Raw genomic sequence first — 18636 nt, 5'->3', positions numbered from 1 at the left:
TTTTGGAAGGTTTTTGCACCCTGATGATCCCATATCGTTAGTGTGGGATAATGGCTGGGAGGGTGAATTCAGCCTTCTTTATTAGCAATATTATCAAGGTAAAAAAACATTGAAAACATTTGAAGAATTGGGCGTCAGCGAAGAGATTCGCCACGCTATTGACGAGCTTGGATTCGAACATCCAATGCCAGTACAGGAAGAAGTAATCCCTTATTTGTTGGGTAACAAAAACGATGTCATTGCATTGGCACAGACAGGAACAGGTAAAACTGCTGCCTATGGACTGCCGTTGTTGCAGAAAACTGATGCATCGCGAAAAGAAACACAAGCCATCATCCTTAGTCCTACACGTGAACTCTGTCTGCAAATTGCTGACGATCTCAACAGTTTTGGAAAATATATCGACGGCATGCATATTGCCGCTGTATATGGTGGAACGGATATCGGTTCGCAGATACGTACACTAAAACATGGTGTGCAGATTATCGTTGCCACACCAGGACGTCTCATCGACCTCATCAACCGTGGAGTTGCTAAACTCGATCAGGTGAATAATGTAGTGCTCGACGAGGCAGACGAGATGCTCAATATGGGATTCTCTGACAGTATCAATGCTATTTTCGAGTGTGTGCCTGCCGATAGAAACACGTTGCTTTTCTCGGCTACTATGAGTAAGGATATTGAGAAAATAGCACTCAACTATCTGCACGACCATAAGGAAATTGTGGTGGGATCACGAAACGAAGGTGCTGAACACGTGAACCACATCTATTATCTGGTCAATGCACGTGATAAATATCTCGCATTGAAACGAGTGGTAGATTTCTATCCTCGCATCTTTGCCATTATCTTCTGTCGCACTAAGATAGAAACACAAGAGATTGCCGACAAACTCATCAAGGATGGATATAATGCCGAGGCACTCCACGGAGACCTCAGTCAGCAACAACGCGACCTGACCATGCAGAAGTTCCGCCAGCACACCGTACAGTTCCTTGTGGCTACCGATGTTGCAGCACGAGGCCTTGATGTGGATGATCTTACCCATGTTATCAACTACGGATTGCCCGACGATATTGAGAGCTACACCCATCGTAGCGGTCGTACCGGACGTGCAGGCAAGAAGGGAACGTCTATCTCTATCATCCATACCAAAGAGAAATTCAAGGTGAGACAGATAGAGAAACAGATTGGTAAGGACTTTGTGGATGGTACGTTGCCTGCTCCTGAGGAGATTTGCAAGAAACAGCTTTTCAAGACCATGGACGATATTATGAAGACTGATGTTGATGATGAGCAGATTGCTCCCTATATGGAAGAAATCAACCGTCAGTTTGAATATATCGACAAAGAGGATATTATCAAGAAGATGGTGACAATCACCTTCGGTAAATTTCTCGACTATTATAAGAATGCACCCGAAATCATCAAGCCCGATAGCCGTAGTGCCAAGGCTGCAAGGGGCGAAGGTAAAGCAGACGGCAACCGTCGTACTCGTCAGAACGGACCGCGTAAGGCTGAAGCCGGATACCGCCGCTTGTTTGTCAATTTAGGCAAGGACGATGGTTTCTATCCTGGCGAAGTGATGCAGTTCCTCAATAAGTGTGTGCCAGGACGTGTACAGGTGGGACATATCGACCTTTTGGGCAAGTTCTCTTATATAGAAGTTCCTGAGGAAGATGCTGACCGCGTGATGCAAAACCTCAACGGACAGCACTATAAGCGCCGTGAAGTGCGCTGCAACGATGCTGATGAGGCTGGACACGGAAACGGCAGACGTCCCTCCGAGCCTGCTCCACGCAATCAGCGTAGCGAGGGTCGTAGTGGACGTGGCGAAGGCCGTGGCGCTAAAGGTTATGGTCGTGCCGACAGAAATGACGGTCGTCAGCAACGTGGTTCAAGGGGAGCTGCACGCCATCAGAATCATGAAGATATGAACGATTGGCGATCGCTGATGAATCCAGACTCTATGCGCTTGCGTGGTGAAGAGCCCGACTTCAGCGAGGAAGGTTGGGCACGTCGTCGTCCGAAGAAGAAATAAACTAACGACCGATAGGGGATAAGCCCTAACATCTGGTTTGTGATAAAACCTAACGACCAAATGGGACGATAGTCGTTGAGCATACCATATCGGGGTATGGGCAACGATTCTAATAAAAGAAAGGGAGCAACACTACGGTGCTGCTCCCTTTGTTATGGGTTATCATTCATCTTATTTCTTGATGCCGATTTCCTTCAGCAGACGGTCGGCATGGCCCCAACGATCCATCATGTAGAGCATATAGCGCACATCCACGTTGATAGTACGTGCCAACTGCTTGTCGAAGAAGATATCGCTCGACAGGCTGTCCCAGTTGCCATCAAAGGCAAGGCCCAACAGTTCGCCCTTACCGTTGAAGATAGGAGAACCAGAGTTACCGCCGGTAATGTCGTTGTTAGAGAGGAAACAGAGTTGCAGCGTACCTGTCTCTTTGTCGGCATAAGCACCGAAATCTTTTGCCGAGAGCAGTTCGTGCATGACGGGTTCGGCAAAGTATTCGAAGTTGTCGTTGGCGCGTTGCATCTTCTCCCAGAGGCTGCGAGCATCGGTATAGTAGCCAGAAGGTTTGCCGCCAAGGGTATATTCGCCCACTTGACCATAGGTCATGCGGAGTGTGAAGTTGGCATCCGAATAGTTAGGAAGATCCTGTTCCATGCGCAGTTTGGCAGCACAGAGCCATTTCTCCTGTTCTTCAATCTGGTCGGCACTACCAGAAAGGTCGGCACGGATGGCACCCATGGTCTCGATAAGGTCCTGACCGAACAGCACACCGAGGTCTTTGGCATAGCTCTTCTTATTAATATAAATAGGAGTATTGTCCTTCATCAGCAGCGATTTGTCGTAGAGATCGTTGACATAGGCGGTGAAATCGCCCTTGTATTTCTCTTCGATGGTGGTGAAGAATGCAGGGTGATAATGCTTTTCCACATGCTCGCTATAGTTTTTCATCATAGCGGCAAGCAGTTCACGGTCTGTAGCTTCATCCCACTCGTTGCGATTGTCTTTAAACTCCACATATTGTTTCTGCTTCTTGTTTTCCGGACCTTTCACCTCCATGCCGTTGTGGATGCGCTTAGCACGAAGGCTCATTTGGTCTGGTTCGCGACCCCAAGTCTCGTTCCAATAGTAGAGGGCACGCAGGGCAGAGAATCGATTAGCGTAGAGTTTTTCCAGTTTTGCAAAGTCGAGCAATCCTTTCAGATAGCCAGACTCCTGTTGCCATTGCTGCAATTTGGCTTCAAACTCCTGTTTCTGTCTGATGAGTCCGATGGAATCGATACATTTGTTCATACCGATGGAGTTCTTCCAGTAGTTGGAGCTGTGGGCATATTTCGAGTCGTACTTGATGCGCACAGCTTCGTCGGCACGCATGTGGCGGAGCATGATTTCCTGTTTTACGGCACGAGCCTGAGCCATAACAGCATTCATAGCATCGCGGCGTTCCTTGATACCATAGCTGCTCAGGTAGCGGCTGGTGCTGCCGGGATATCCCATAATCATGGCAAAATCGCCGGGTTTATAGCCATCCATTGATACTGGTGCCCATGATGCAGGATGATAGGGCACGTTGTCTTTGGAGTAAGCGGCAGGACCATTGGTCTTTGGGTCGGCATAGATGCGGAATACAGAGTAGTCGCAAGTCTGACGGGGCCACATCCAGTTGTCGGTTTCTCCACCAAACTTACCCATCGATTTGGGCACAGAGAATACCAGACGCACGTCGGTAAAGTCGCGATAGGTTGTCATATAGTATTTGTTGCCCTCGTAGAAAGGCTTGATTTCTACACGCAACGTAGAGTCTTTCTGGCGGATGTCTTTCTGCCAGGCATTCTCTACAGAATCCACCCATTCGCCCACTTTGCCGATAGCGAGGCTGCTCATGCCCAGTTTGCGCAATTCGTCGGTCACGTCTTTTTGTTCCACCATGAAGCTTACGAAGAGATCTTTGTTGGGCAATTCCTCTTCATACGAGTTGGCAACAAATCCGTTGAGCATATAGTCGTGCTCTACGGTAGAGTGGCTACGGATAGATTCAAAACCGCAATGGTGGTTGGTGAATACGAGTCCATCGGGAGATACCACAACGCCTGAGCAATAGCCTCCAAAGTTGATAACGGCATTTTTCACGGCATTGCTGCTCTGATAGAGTTGTTCCATAGGGAGTTGGAATCCCTCCTGTTTCATCTGTTCATAGATGGCTGGCGGCAGGTTGTAGAGTGTCCACATGCCTTCGTCGGCCTTGGCGTTGTTGACAGACAGGGCCATCAAAGCGCCGAAGAGTAACATTGCTTTTCTTTTCATAGTGTTATAATTATTTGTTTTGATGTTTCCGGAAGTATTTACCGATAACGGGCAGACTGCCCAATGGGAAATCTTTCTTCACCACAAGGGCGGTATAGAGTAGGATGAAGATGGTGTTGACTCCCATGGCAACAGCGGTAGAGAGGTGGTTCGTGGCTTGCATCACGAAGAAAACTGCCGCTGCCAATACCATATAGAGGGCAATATCGCGCATCGGATAGGCTATCGGGTGGTATTTTCGTCCTACGAGGTAGGAGAGGGTCATCGCTGTCAGATAGCCGGCAAACCCTGCCCATGCACAGGCTATATACCCATAGCGCGGTACGAAGATGACGTTGATACAGATGAGAACGGCACAGCCCACACCGGAGAAGATTGCTCCCCAATAGGTTTTATCTTCCAGTTTGTACCAGAACGACAGGTTGAAATAGATGCCCATCATGATTTCGGCAGCCATGACGATAGGCACTACGCGCAGTCCTTCCCAGTAGTCGGGTGCGATGATGCGCTTGAGCACATCCATCCAACCTATCACGCAAAGGAACGCCAGTAGGGTGAAGATGATGAAGTATTTCATGGCAGAAGCCTGCATCTGATCGTTGTCTTTATCTTTCGACTTGCCGAACACGAATGGTTCATAAGCATAGCGGAAGGCCTGTGTGATCATAGCCATAATCATGGCAATCTTCACCGTAGCGCCATAGATGGCAAGTTGGGTGTGCATATCTTTTCCGGGATAGATAAAAGGAAACAGAATCTTGTCTGCCACTTGGTTGAGGATGCCTGCCACACCCAGGATGACGATAGGCCAGCTGTAGTTCAGCATGCGCTTCATCAGTTGTGAATCGAAGCCGTAACGTATGCCCCACAGTTCTTTGAAGAGACAGAGTGTGACGATTGCAGATGTGGCGAGGTTGATATAGAAGGCATAACCGGGATCATGACCGTCCATACCGATATAATAGATGATGTTGAGTGCAATATTGATGGCGATGTTCAGCATCTGCAGGGCTGCAAATTTCAACGCTTTCTTCTGTAGTCGGAGATAGGCAAAGGGGATGGCACGCACGGCATCGATAGCAACGGTAAGCGCCATGACCCACACATATTGCGGATGGTCGGCATAGCCAAGGAAGGTGCTGACGGGAGTGATGAGTAGCAGAATGGCTATGAAAAACAATGTTGATGCTGATGCCACTCCTATCAGAGCTGTAGAGAATACCCGTTCTGCATGCTCCCCTTCCTTATTGGCAAAACGGAAGAAAGTGGTCTCCATGCCGAAGGTCAGCAATACGAGGATTAATGCTGTCAGGGCATACATGTTGGTGATGACACCATAACCACCGCCCGATGCCGGCATGGATGCGGTGTAGATCGGCACAAGCAGATAGTTGAGGAAGCGTCCTACGATGCTGCTCAATCCATAGATGGCTGTGTCTTTTGCTAATGATTTCAGATTTGGCATATTTCTATTTTTTTTTATTCAAGTTTCGCAACTGAGGGAATTGATTGAAGTAAAAGAAGTTATCACTTCCTACGGTCGTTCGGGAAGTTAAGAGACAATAGCCTTTTGCCGTAAGACGTAGGACATTTGTCCCTTAACTTCTCTCTAACTTCCCTCTAACTTCCCTCTAACTTCCCTCTAACTTCCCTCTAACTTCCCTCTAACTTCCCTCTAACTTCCCTCTAACTTCCCTTAACTTCCCCACATGCGATAGTTCAGTTTCTTTATTTCTTAATAGAAGAAGAGATAGCTGATGCAGATGGCGGCAACGATGCCTGCAAAGTCTGCCAGCAAGCCGCAGGCTACGGCATGTCGGGTTTTGGCAATACCCACACTACCGAAATATACGGCAAGGATATAGAATGTGGTATCGGTAGATCCTTGGAAGATGCACGACAGGCGTCCTACAAAGGAGTCGGCACCATAGGTGGTCATTGCATCGACCATCATGCCGCGTGCCCCACTTCCCGATAGCGGTTTCATGAGTGCTGTGGGTAGCGCATCCACCCATTGTGCATTCACGCCAGTTTGTTCTACCGTCCAGCGCATACCGTCTATCAGCATGTCCATGGCTCCCGATGCGCGAAACACACCGATGCCCACCAGAATAGCCACCAGATAGGGGATGATGCGCACGGCAGTTTGGAATCCGTCTTTGGCTCCTTCTACAAAAGCATCATAGACGTTTACCTTCTTGCGCACTCCGGCAAGGATGAATCCTATGATGATAGACATCAGCAGGATGTTGGCTACTGTCGTGCTGACGCGGTTCATCGTCTCACCATCCATCTGGCTGAATGCCCAAATAATGGCTGACACCACCAGACAGGCACCGCCAAGTGTGAGCAGCATGATGCGGTTCAGTAGATTGATGCGCTGGAATAGTGAGGTGACTACCACTCCTGCCAACGTCGAGAAGAATGTGGCCAAAAGGATGGGAATGAAGATATCGGTGGGTTGGGCAGCACCCAACTGAGCACGATAAACCATGATGCTGACTGGTATCAGGGTCAATCCGCTGGTGTTGAGCACGAGAAACATGATCATCGGATTGGATGCTGTGTCTTTCTTTGGATTCAAGGCTTGCATCTGTTCCATGGCTTTCAATCCCAATGGTGTGGCGGCATTGTCGAGTCCTAACATATTGGCTGCAATATTCATGAAGATGCTGCCTGTGACGGGATGCCCTTTGGGAATATCGGGAAATAGTTTGCTGAACACCGGCGATAGGATTCGTGCCAATACATCGACCACGCCACCGCGTTCGCCAACCTTCATCACACCGAGCCATAGCGATAATACACCCGTCAATCCCAATGAAATCTCAAAGGCTGTCTTCGACGAACTGAATGTGGAATCCATCATGGCAGGAAACACACTGTAGTCGCCAAAGAATACCAATTTCACCATCGCTATCACAAAGGCGATGATGAAGAATGCTACCCAAATATAATTTAAAACCATACAGCCAACAAAATTACACTTTTTCTGTCACAACGCCAAATATATGCTGGTCTTTTCATAGAAAAAGCGTGTCGGCAATACGCCAACACGCTTCCTCCTGTGTCTATATGATTATAAAGAATTAGTATCTGAAATCATTTTTATCACCCTTGACTGTCTTGTACCAATCTTTAGGGGCGTCATCTCTAACATAGTCTTTGAACTCATTATAGGTTTTTCTGACTTGTTTGCGCTCCTGCATCCATCTTACGTCTGTTGGTACGCAGAACTTTTGGGTAGCCTTGCCCTTCTTAGCCTCCAGTATTTGAGAACCTACATAAACGGGAATATCGTTGGCATTGTTCACATTGGCTGCCACGGGGATGCGGAAGATAGCTACTGGACGAGTGACTCCCTGATCTTTGACAGTATTGACCATAGTGCTTTGTTCTACACAGAGAGCTTTGTGCACCTCTACACCTTTGTCACCCTCTCCACCGATGGTGAGATACTTCGTACCACCAGCTGCGTGCAATGTGATGACAGCATAGTTTTGGTTGTTAACGTTCTCGAATCTTACATCGAATACAGCATCGTTGAAGTCCCAGTCGCTGCTCGTCACAGAAGTCAGATTGCTATCGATGATATCCTCTACCATGACGCGCATAGCTTTACCAGGAGCACTGAGGGCTGGAGCTATTCTGACAATCCAGTCGCTATAGTATTCGTCGGGTCTGACTTCTATGTTTCCGTTGTCGTATTTTTGCATCTTATAGTCGAAACCTACAAAATACATGCCTGCCACGCTGGGGTCGATTTGGTCACCAGAGATCAGCACGTATGAGTCGTCGTAGTATTTCTGTCCATAAGATTCGTGGAAACCAAAACAATCGGTGCTGGAGTCATACATATACATGATATCTCCATCAGCACCGTTGAAGTTGTTGACGTGATCTTTTTTGCTACCACAAAACAGCCAGTCCATCTGATTTGAACCAGTAACCTTACTGCCGGTGGGAGTATCATCCTCCTTAAGAATATCGTAAGTTTCGAGTGTCTTTGAACCTTCGGTTTTTTTGCCACCTTTATACACTTGCTCTACAAAGAAGTCGCTCCAGTTGACTTCGAGGCCTTTAGGGTTTGGGTTGTTCTGAAACCATTTGCGTACCACCTCTTTCTGAGCGTCGGTCAGTTTGGTGGGCACGGTCACATAGTCTGCCCATTGGTTGGAATTGGGGTTAGCAGCACGTGTGCCTATGAGCTTGCCATCCTTGTCGAATGTGAATACTTGCTGAGGAGTGAATCCCCAGTTAACATTAGGATTGACTGCACCAAACTCCTTTTCGAAGACAGCTTGATATTGCTCTTGCTTACTAACAGGGGCATAGTCATCGTGCGTACAACTAGCCATGGCTAAGGCTGTAATTCCTACAAAAAGAATCTTTTTCATTTTCTCGATTTTTAATTTTACTGTTGTTGATAATTCTATGAGATTAAACGGTTGGCTCATTTTCGTTATATATAGAGTCTTTCCATTGTGGGTGCAAAGATAAAAACTTTTTCGTTTTTGTATAGTTAACAGTATGTTAAAAAATCATAATTTCATCAAGAATAGTGCTGATATACATTATTTTACTTAACTTTGTATCCTGTTTTTATTACGAACAAATATGAATAAACCGAAACTATTGATTGCCGCAACAATGGCAACGCTCGTGCTGACTGCTTGTCAACATGAGTTTTTCCAAAAACAAAGATATGTTGATCTGGTGGCAGAGGAATTTCCTGTTAAGGACTTTGATGCAGGACATACTTGGGCTACGGCACGAGAACTCACCATGTCGGTCATACTGCCTTCTGCCGACAGCTATGAGGTTTATATGTTGACGGGCAATCCTGCCGTTTCAACAACCCGACTGTTGCAACATGTGAAACTCAATGGAGCCAACAGGCAGTCGGTCAACGTGTCGTGTCCGACGGTTCTTTCGGAGCTATGGATAGCTATTGTCGATGCGGCGGGCGAAGTGAAAGAGGCTCGTATTGCCGTTGGAACCAATGAGGTCAACATCACAGCCGACCTCAGCAATGCCTATTTGCGTGGTTCTACGCCTGCCATGCTGGCTGGAGTAAGTCCGCAACCCTATACTTTCTGTTTTGAAGATGCGTTTCCACAGCCTGGCGACTACGATTTCAACGACTTGGTGATGGGCGTTCAGCTCAACAAGCGCTATGCTGCCAACACCACCGATCCCGATACGCTGATTATTTCCACCAATCTCAAAGCGGTGGGAACGGTCAACCCCATAGGTGCTGCCATGCGCCTGAAAGGAGTGAATACCGCCGTGGTGGGTACTACCTACGAGGCAGAAGACACCTATCCTTATTATAAATACGGCAGCAGTTTTGTGCCGACAACCGAGGGCCGCAAGTTTATAGAGAAGACGAGCGAGGTGAATCCTGCCAACCGCGACGTGTGTATTCCGCTATTCTGCGATGCCCACTATGCCATCAGCAAAGGGTCTATGGACAATGCGCAGCAGGTGGTGCGCTGTTATTACAACACCATGACCGACGAAGATATGGCTGAGGTGGCTACTACCGGCAAGTTGGGAATGAAGGTGGGAACGGTGAAGCGTGAGTTTCGTGTGTTGTTTCATCAGTCGAGCCGTGCCTCCTTCAACGATTTCAATATGATGAATCTTGACCTCTTTGCAGTCACTTCCTATAATGGCGGATATTTTGAAACTCACACCATGACGTATAAAGCCGACGAAGTAATCCACCAATATATAAACGGTGCCAACCAGGAGGTTTATTCTAAAAACTATATTTGGGCTTTGCTCGTGGCTACGGATTTCCGTTATGCCCGCGAAGGAAAAGTGATAGGAACGCTCGGAGCTAACGGTTATGATGGTGCTTACTGCACGCCCAGCCATTCTTTCTTCGACTGGGGACGCGACCGCTATAATGCACGCGACTGGTATCTCTATCCCGATAATACCAATACCTATAGATAATAGCAACGACCATCTGCTATATGACCAACTGAGCCTTCCTTATCAGGTTGGCTCAGTTTTATTTTCCCGAATCCATACTAAACCCATACTATATCCATATCATATTCATCCCGAACGCATCCCGAACACATCCCGAAGGGAATGGGGAATGCGATGCAGGGTGTGGTCTTCCTGCAAGAGGATGAAACAAACAAATCACCCTAAGAAACTCTACCCATGTAGGGTGGGAGTTGCTTAGGGTGATTGGGGGATTGTATAGGGAGTAGTGAATTACTTCACCACCTTACCTTCTACGGGACTCTTATACCAGTCGATTGCGGTATTGGCAGCCTTGCTCCAATTTACAAACATGGGGAAGGCGGTACCAATAGGAGTACGCTCGGTAGGCCATGCCCATTCGCCTGGCAATACAAGCATCTGGGGAGCTGTGCCAATCTCTGCTGACTCAAGCACGATAGACTCGTTCTGGTCTTTCACCTTTACTGTGAAACCATGGTTGGTTACAGAGTAGTTGGCAGGCACGTTGATGGTGATTGCGCTACCGGGAGTGCCCTTGCTGCCGGTGTTGAGCATAGAATACTGTCCGTTGGCATTGGGCTGTGCACCATTGATGAGGTTGTGGATTTCGCCGAGGTTGTTGCCACCGTGGTAGATGTTTGAAGGCAGCACACCACCTGCAGCCAGCGGAGTGACTTTCGCTGTGGTTTCGCCAGCGGTATGGCTAACGCTGAACACTACGTCGTTGAAGTCGATATCGTCGGTATTACCCAAGTCTTCGCATGCGATAATCCATGATTCTGACTGTGGTTCGGGCAGTGGATCCGGGTCGGGCACGGTGATTGGAGGTTCTGGAGTCTTGTATTGTCCTTCTACCCAGAATACGATGTCGTTGAGGTCTTCATCGCCACCACCGTCTTCAAATCCAAGGAATGTCTGTCCGTTGAAAGTCCAAGCGGCAGCTTTGATAGCGCCACGGGCAGACACTTGATTACCCCATTGGCCCGTTTCTGTTATATAGGTAGGACTATCTGTATTTTTGTCCCTATGGTTGTCATCATGGATGCGCTTGTTCAGTTCGGGCAGCGAGTAGTTGTAGTTGCTTTCTGTGTAGTTACCATTGTGGTTACTGTAATCGTTGGTATTGTATGGCTGATATGGTGCGATGAAGAACACGATGTGGTAGCCAGCTGGGAAATTGTAGGTTGCTTCTTGGTCGTGGTTCTCGCCGAAGAAAGCCAATTTGTATGAAGTGCCATACATCTTGGTGTCTTTGGGTATGCCCCAAAGCGACTTCTGTGGTTCGCTCCAGTTTGATAAAGCCATGTTACCAACGGCATCTCCTTTCCAGCTGTTGAAATAGATGTTGCTCTGAGGACGTGCATCGTTAATCAAGATGTAGTGGGGCTGAGCCAATGGGTCTTGACCGTCTTTGTAGTAAATGTAGCCGAGGCGGTCTGAAATAGCTGTTGCACCATATACTACAGGCATTTTGATTTCTCCACCTTCGGTAACGATAGAGAATCCCTTCTCCACTTTCTTCAAGTCTTCAAGACCATTGGTGTAGAGGTTAATCTTTTCGTTGCTGTAGTATTTCTGGCTCTCCATGAAGAATGAGCCAGGACCGAAGAGCTTGTAGCCTTGACCCAATGTCCAGCAGGGAACAGCTTCTTCTTGAGCTACACCGTTGAGCAAGGTGATTTCAACGTTGCGATCTTCGGTGCTTATTTCTGATCCAGCTCTGGGTTTCGACCAGTCGAAACCTTTAAAAATTCCATTTTCAAAAATCTTTTCAAAGGGGACATCATAATATTCTCCACCATTTGCCAGCGTTTTAACAAATTCTTTCCATTCTTCTACTGAGAGGATATTATTACCCCATCCTCCCTTGTATTTTATCACGCCAGTATCAAACGTAAATTTAATGTTTGGCAGCACTTTCTTCTCACCTTTTGTCACTGGGCAATTGGCAGCACGTGTAAATCCGCTGCGAGTTGGTGTGATATAGTCTGACGGGGTGATGTTTACTGTGCCGTTTACGATAGCATAGTAGTTGTAGATTTTGAAGAGGCCTTCGCTGTTTTTGATAGAAACGAATACGTGGTTGGCAGCCTTCTTGGCATCAAACGAGATGCTGCCTGCGCCATTGGTCAGTTTGGTAACTGCCATCAGGTTGCTTTCGTCTTCCAGCGGAGCATCAGAATAGATGCGCATCTCGCTCTCACCGGCAATGGTGGGGCAAGCGGCTGTTGCGCTAACGGTGGTTGCTACATTCCAGTCTTGTGTGGGGTCGATGGCTCCAAACTGCTGGTTCCAACTGTTGTTGTACTCATTGACCTTCTGATTGGGATCGTAGAGGTTTGCGTCTTTAGAGCAGGAGCTCAAAAAGAATGTACCCGATGCTGTAATCAAGGCACATAACAATAATAGTTTTCTCATAGATCTATAATTATATTTTTTGTTTGTTCGTTATTTCGGAAACGATAAGTATCGTGATTCTCTGGGTGCAAAGATACGAATATTTGTGAAAATGACAAGCGTAAATCCCAATAATTTTATGATTTCCACCTATTTATATGCATTTTTCGCCTTGTGGAATTGCTGTGTGGGGCAACAGACAAACGAACAAGTGGGGTGGAGGAATCCTTTATTTTGTGTTGGAAAAATTGGAGATTAGAAATAATCGCCGTATCTTTGTGCACGAAAACACGATGATCTATCACAACGACAAGTATTGATGATGAAGAAGAAAGATGCTATGCGACAAATGGGCAGCCTGTTGGCGGGATTGCTGATTCTCGCTTCGATTGCCCTGGCGAAACATGGTTCGTTGCCCGGCCACGACTTCCAGGCGACAACAGCCACAGCCCACCAAGCCGACAACGACACCTTGCAGGTGCTCGACGATGGATCTATGGTGGTGAATACCACGTCGATCGCATCAGATATTATCGGCTATGCCGGAACGGTTCCACTCCTGATTACCATCAAAGACAACAGGGTGGAGCATATCAAGGCGTTGCCTAATCAGGAGACGGAAAATTTCTTTGAAACGGCAGCGGAGCTGCTTTCCCGGTGGAACGGCAAAACCACGGAAGAGGCTGAGGCTTTGCAGGTGGATGCGGTGTCGGGTGCTACCTTTTCTTCGAAAGCCATTATCGGCAACGTGCAGCGCGGATTGGCGTATGCCCGTCGCGCACAGGCTACCATTGCGCAACCGTCTTTCGACTGGTCGGTTAAAAACATAGCCGGCATCTTGGTGGTGCTGATGGCTGCCATCCTGCCGTTGTTTGTGAAAAACAAAACCTACCGCTTCTGCCAATCCACGCTCAATGTAGTGGTGCTCGGCTTATGGTGTGGATCCTTCCTGTCCTATACCTCGCTCATGGGATATATGGCACACGGCATGAATCCGCTGGCGGTAGCGGTGCCTTGTCTCATGCTTTTGGTCGCTTTGGTCTATCCGTTGATAGGCCATAAATCATACTATTGCACCCACCTGTGCCCATTCGGATCGCTGCAGTATATGGCAAGTCGGTGTGTCAGCTATAAGGTGAAGATGGGTGCCCGCCTCGTGCGGGGATTGGACATTTTCCGAAAACTGCTATGGTGCGTGCTGATGATCCTCATCTGGACAGGGGTGTGGGCAGATTGGACCGACTATGAACCGTTTGCCGCATTCATCTTCCAGTCGGCATCGTGGGTGGTCATCGCCATCGCCATTGCCTTTGTGCTATTGTCTTTCGTGGTTGTTCGTCCGTATTGTCGCTTCATCTGCCCCATGGGTACATGGCTCAGAATCTGCCAGTCCTCCAAGTGGCGACTCTTCTGACGGGAGGTCGGTATCGAGACAGCAATCATCTCGGATGGGCGGCAGGGTACATACATTTGGAATCCTTAAAATTTTATTTTTCTAAAAATTTCGACCACACGACCACAGATGTGGTGTAATCGGCTATGAGACAGCATCTTTAGGCTGTGGTCGATTGCTACATACCCGTGTTTTCGACCACACTTCGACCACGCATGCTTTTCCCGAAAATCATGGTGGATATTCACGCGAAGTAAACAAAAATTATTTTCAGGCATTTTCAAACGGCTGACAAAGTTATTGTCAAACGTTAGATAAAGGTGTTATCCAACGTTAGATAAAGGTGTTATCCAACGTTAGATAAGAGTGTTGTCCAACGTTAGACAAGAGTGTTGTCCAACGTTAGACAAGGGCCTTTTCAACGTTGGAAACAAATTGTTTCAAATATCGGAAAATAGTGGTGTCAAATATTATGCAATAGTCTTGTCCAACGTTTGACAAGGGTGTTGCCGGTCGTCAGAACATGCAAAATCGTGTATTGGCGGCTATTTTGGTCAAGCTGTTTCTGTGATGGTAACGGCAGATGGCTGGTGGTCGAATGGTGGTCGAATGGTGGTCGAACACCGCGAGTCAGCGTAATCGACCACACACGTAAACTGCACACGCATAGCGCGTTATGCGGTTGTGGTGGTCGAGTGGTCGAAAATTTGCAACATCGCGCGTGCGCATGCGTACACACGTGTACCTATTATGTAATATATAAGCGGGTTGCCTCAATCTTCCTGCCTGCAAGGGTAGGTTACTTCTTGGTGGCTTCCTTCATTTCCTTCATGCGCTTGCGGAAAGCCTTCAGCGCTCTGCCGGCATTGGGAATGCCACGCGAGCGAGCCTGCTTAAAGGTGCGCTCAGCCTGTTTGTAGTCGCCCAATTGCTCGTAGGAGAGTGCCACATAGAAGTATATCTGGTCATTATCAAAACCTGTGCGCAGGGCGCTGTCGCCATAGATAACCGTGTTTAGCGCATCTTTCTCGTCGTAATAGCCAAACGCCTTGCCACAGAGATTGACAAACTCGCGACGCTTCTGGATAGAGTCTGCTGCCGACTTCCAGTGCGACTTAAACTGAGGTGGCGACATCAGTTTGTCTTTTGCCCATAGTCCATAGTGGTGGCGGTCACCCTCAGGTGTGCGCGACTGTTGGCTGGTGTTTGAATGAATCTCAGAAAAGTTGGCATCCTGTGCCCACGTTATGGTGGCTGACAGTATGAGCAGGCAGAGGGTAATCAAGATATTTTTTTTCATGCTTTGTGTTTTGTCTTTAGTTTTCAATCCTTCGGTATTGCTTTTCTCTTTACCTTATTATTTCTGATTGCAAAGGTAAAGAAAAAAATTAAAAAAGCCTTGATGTCTCCTCGTTTTTTCTACCGTTCCCCTCTGAATCAAGTAATTTTATTTTGAATTATATTTCGCTGATTCATAGATATTTTGTTACTTTGCACCCGAAAAGTAAAAATTAAGTGAAATGCTATGAAATGGGCTTTGGTGTTCGTACAGTTGCCCCATAAATCCCATGACCGTTTCTTGATTGTTGATGATGATATGTACCCGATGGGTGCAAGTGTCAAGGATATGGGTACCAGCCTTTGCGCTATAACAAAGATGGAGATGTCGCCAGATGTTGTTTTGTCTTTGGTGTAGTTTTTTGAGATAATTTTGAAAAAAACACAGATGGGACGTCACCTTTTCCTACTTTCACTTGTTGTTATAGTGAATCGGTTCAATAATTAACAAGAAGTTTAACCAATAAAACAATTAAAAATATGGAAAGTCATGATATCGTAGGTCTTTTTATTGTGCTTGGAACAGCCGTTATTCTCCCAATTACCATTATTTTTCTTGCATTAAGAGGTAAGATGGCTTCGGAAAGGAATAGAAAGGAAATCATTCTTGCTGCACTCGAAAAGAATGCTGACATTGACATTGAGGAATTAGTAAGAAAGATGAATAAGCCAGAGAAGTTGTTGAAAGAGAAGTTGTTGGAAAAACTACAGTGGGGAATGCTTGCTTTCATCCTGGGAGTAGGAATGATAGGTTACGGAATATACTTGAACTGCAACTTAGTAGGAGGAAGTACAGATCCGTTGGTAAGTATAAGTATAGGATTGGTACTGTTAGCTGTAGGCATAGCCTTCCTAGCCAACTATCAGATCGGTAAGAAGATGCTTGCCAAGGAAATGGAAGCAGAGGAACGGAACTTGCGACAGGCATAAAAAGTAGATGACCAGAGAGCAGTTCATACAACTCGTCAGTGACGAGCAGGAGGCACTTCGTGGATTCTTGCTCGCCCTCTGCTGTGGCAACAAGGATGATGCTGACGATATTGCTCAAGATGCTTTGGTCAAGGCGTATCTTGCCTCGGCAGGCTATCAGAATAAAGGAAAGTTCCAATCGTGGCTCTTCAAGATTGCACAGAACACATTCCTTAATCATAAGGCAGCCCAACGGACATTTGAAAGCATAGAAGAGGCAAAAACAGTCTTAGGCACAAGTGATGCTGATGTAAAATATGCTTATCAGGATCTCTACCTTGCTCTCGCCACTTTGCCTCCCAAAGAACGAGCATCCATTGTGTTGTTCTATCTTGACGGACATTCTGTAAAAGAGATTTCCCAGATAACAGACACAAGCAAAGATGCCGTGAAGAAGCAACTCTCGCGAGGACGTGACAAACTGAAAACAAGATTGAAGTTATGATGAAAGATAAAGCACTTGAGGAACTCTTCCTTGCCCAGCGTCCGAAATTTGACGATAAGGATGAGTTTATGGCACGCCTAACCCAAAAACTCGATGCCGTAGAATACCTTCGTCAGTATGAGGAGGCAAACCTTCGTCGATACAAATATGCTATGATAGCTGCATTTGTGGCGGGCTTCATCGCTGGCGGAGCATTGTTTGCCTTTGTTCTGTCCACGCCATCGGAATTGCCATTGTTTACTTTCCATGCATCATCTGGCATCTTGTTGGCAATTGAACAATATTCCAGGACGATAGCGACGATTGTCCTATCACTAGTAATGGGGCTTGGTATTATCAGCATTGTTAGCAACGTATTGGATATCGTCCAAATGAGAGTGCAATTAGGGACGGTTTCCAACGGTTCATAGAGAATGCATGGTGATGAATATGATTAAAGGGAGGAAAAATATTACTGCAGAATCATCAGATTATTTTTCTTCCCCAAATGAAATCTGATGAAAATACGTGTTCGCAAGATAAAAAAGCATGAAAATTTGCGAAAAGCACGTTGCTGTACGAATGTCTCTGTGTTCGCAATGTGTTCGCAAGGCAAAAGAAAAAGCAGTTAAGTTTGCGACTTAACTGCTTGATTTTAAGAGGTGGACCAGCCAGGGCTTGAACCTGGGACCTCCAGATTATGAGTCTGTTGCTCTAACCAACTGAGCTACAAGTCCGCAAATTTTTGCGGTGCAAAGGTACTGCTTTTTTTGCAAATACGCAACTAATTGCATGAAATTTTGTAATTTTGTACCCGAAATGGAAATATTAATATACGATAAGGCGATGCAACTCGAAGGATTGGCGGTGGCAACCATCGGAGTTTTTGACGGTGTGCATCGTGGACATCGCTTTGTTTTCGAACAACTGGCAGATAAGGCACGCGAGCGAAAACTGATATCTACGGTCATCACGTTCGACCGCCATCCACTCAGTGTGGTATGTCCTGACAAGTGTCCTCCGCTGCTGACAACACTCGATGAGCGGTTGCAATTGCTGTGCGCCACCGGTGTGCAGCGTTGCGTGGTACTGCCGTTTACTGAAGAGATGGCTGGCTTGGCTGCCTGCGACTTTATGTTGCTGATGCGCCAACAACTTGGCGTGAAGCTTCTGCTGACGGGTTACGACAACCGTTTCGGCCACGATCGATCTGCTGGCTTTAGCGACTATGTGCGCTATGGGCAGGAGATGGATATGGATGTTGAGGCGCTTGAGCCGTGCAACATCACAGAAGAAGACTGCCCCGTGAGTTCGTCGATGGTCAGACGACTGTTGGCTGACGGTGCGCTCGACAAGGTGCACCACTGTCTTGGACGCGACTATAGTCTCGAAGGTCAAGTGGTCAGCGGCGAACAGATCGGTATGAAGATTGGCTATCCCACTGCCAATCTCTCGCCCGATACCCATAAACTGCTGCCTAAGGCTGGGGTTTATGCCGTATGGGCAACAATCGGTGTGGATGGACCTACGCTGCCTGCCATGATGAATATCGGGCATTGTCCAACGTTTGGCGGTCGGCCTACAACGCTCGAAGTGCATCTTTTCGACTATAACGGCAATCTCTATGGACAGACTGTGCGTGTGCGCTTTGTCGGTAGGTTGCGCGACGAACAGCGTTTTGCCGATGCCTCAGCCCTGAAAGCGCAGTTGGCAAAGGATCAGAGCGACGCCTTGCAGGTGCTTCGTGCCGATGCAGAGGCGCAGGAAACAGTATGCGGCAAGTAGTTGACA

General features: G+C 47.2%; 14 protein-coding genes and 1 tRNA gene. 8 read left to right on the top strand and 7 right to left on the bottom strand.

Annotated features, from left to right (window positions below):
* The first annotated feature begins 109 nt into the window (after positions 1-109).
* A complete protein-coding gene (locus tag CIK88_RS04445; RefSeq protein WP_094434806.1) occupies positions 110-2041 on the top strand; it encodes a DEAD/DEAH box helicase in 1932 nt (643 codons plus the stop codon).
* 171 nt (positions 2042-2212) lie between these two features.
* Here CIK88_RS04445 and CIK88_RS04440 read toward each other — a convergent pair whose 3' ends face one another.
* The 4 genes from CIK88_RS04440 to CIK88_RS04425 form a co-directional block, all read right to left on the bottom strand.
* Positions 2213-4342, bottom strand: a complete 2130-nt coding sequence (locus tag CIK88_RS04440) for a S46 family peptidase (protein ID WP_094434804.1) — start codon at positions 4340-4342, stop codon at positions 2213-2215.
* A 10-nt stretch (positions 4343-4352) separates the two neighbouring features.
* A complete protein-coding gene (locus CIK88_RS04435) occupies positions 4353-5807 on the bottom strand; it encodes a lipopolysaccharide biosynthesis protein (protein WP_094434802.1) in 1455 nt (484 codons plus the stop codon).
* A gap of 270 nt (positions 5808-6077) precedes the next feature.
* Positions 6078-7310, bottom strand: a complete 1233-nt coding sequence (locus tag CIK88_RS04430; RefSeq protein WP_094391522.1) for a nucleoside recognition domain-containing protein — start codon at positions 7308-7310, stop codon at positions 6078-6080.
* A gap of 121 nt (positions 7311-7431) precedes the next feature.
* On the bottom strand, positions 7432-8739 hold the full coding sequence (locus CIK88_RS04425) for a hypothetical protein (protein ID WP_144269576.1): 1308 nt from the start codon (positions 8737-8739) through the stop codon (positions 7432-7434).
* Positions 8740-8959: 220 nt separating this feature from the next.
* On the opposite strand from CIK88_RS04425, the gene CIK88_RS04420 reads away from it, so the two are divergent.
* Positions 8960-10306, top strand: coding sequence for an LruC domain-containing protein (locus CIK88_RS04420; RefSeq protein ID WP_094434798.1), 1347 nt, complete (start codon positions 8960-8962; stop codon positions 10304-10306).
* Positions 10307-10576: 270 nt separating this feature from the next.
* On the opposite strand, the gene CIK88_RS04415 is transcribed toward CIK88_RS04420, so the two are convergent.
* Positions 10577-12742 (bottom strand): DUF4114 domain-containing protein, encoded by a 2166-nt coding sequence (locus tag CIK88_RS04415; protein ID WP_144269575.1) that lies wholly within the window; start codon positions 12740-12742, stop codon positions 10577-10579.
* A 298-nt stretch (positions 12743-13040) separates the two neighbouring features.
* On the opposite strand from CIK88_RS04415, the gene CIK88_RS04410 reads away from it, so the two are divergent.
* Complete coding sequence (locus CIK88_RS04410) at positions 13041-14135, top strand: FMN-binding protein (protein ID WP_371591503.1); 1095 nt, start codon at positions 13041-13043, stop codon at positions 14133-14135.
* A gap of 778 nt (positions 14136-14913) precedes the next feature.
* Here CIK88_RS04410 and CIK88_RS04405 read toward each other — a convergent pair.
* Positions 14914-15414, bottom strand: coding sequence for a tetratricopeptide repeat protein (locus CIK88_RS04405; RefSeq protein ID WP_094434794.1), 501 nt, complete (start codon positions 15412-15414; stop codon positions 14914-14916).
* A 225-nt stretch (positions 15415-15639) separates the two neighbouring features.
* Between CIK88_RS04405 and CIK88_RS12355 the strand changes: the two genes are divergently transcribed.
* The 4 genes from CIK88_RS12355 (at position 15640) to CIK88_RS04390 (ending at position 17276) form a co-directional block, all read left to right on the top strand.
* Entirely contained in the window at positions 15640-15810 is a 171-nt protein-coding gene (locus CIK88_RS12355; RefSeq protein WP_158214639.1) for a hypothetical protein, read from the top strand.
* Positions 15811-15932: 122 nt separating this feature from the next.
* Entirely contained in the window at positions 15933-16382 is a 450-nt protein-coding gene (locus tag CIK88_RS04400) for a hypothetical protein (protein WP_094434792.1), read from the top strand.
* 7 nt (positions 16383-16389) lie between these two features.
* Positions 16390-16866: an RNA polymerase sigma factor gene (locus CIK88_RS04395; RefSeq protein WP_094434790.1), complete on the top strand. Its 477-nt coding sequence runs from the start codon at positions 16390-16392 to the stop codon at positions 16864-16866.
* Positions 16863-17276 (top strand): hypothetical protein, encoded by a 414-nt coding sequence (locus CIK88_RS04390; protein WP_094434788.1) that lies wholly within the window; start codon positions 16863-16865, stop codon positions 17274-17276. The genes CIK88_RS04395 and CIK88_RS04390 overlap by 4 nt, the downstream gene beginning before the upstream one ends.
* A gap of 232 nt (positions 17277-17508) precedes the next feature.
* On the opposite strand, the gene CIK88_RS04385 is transcribed toward CIK88_RS04390, so the two are convergent.
* Positions 17509-17582, bottom strand: a tRNA-Ile gene (locus tag CIK88_RS04385).
* Positions 17583-17664: 82 nt separating this feature from the next.
* Here CIK88_RS04385 and CIK88_RS04380 point away from each other — a divergent pair.
* The gene (locus CIK88_RS04380) at positions 17665-18630 is read left to right on the top strand and encodes a bifunctional riboflavin kinase/FAD synthetase (RefSeq protein WP_158214638.1); all 966 of its coding nucleotides are present in this window, start codon (positions 17665-17667) and stop codon (positions 18628-18630) included.
* The last annotated feature ends 6 nt before the right edge of the window (positions 18631-18636 follow it).

Origin of the sequence: Prevotella sp. P5-50, from assembly GCF_002251295.1 — a bacterium.
GTDB lineage: Bacteria > Bacteroidota > Bacteroidia > Bacteroidales > Bacteroidaceae > Prevotella.
This window is presented reverse-complemented; position numbering and strand designations above follow the sequence as displayed.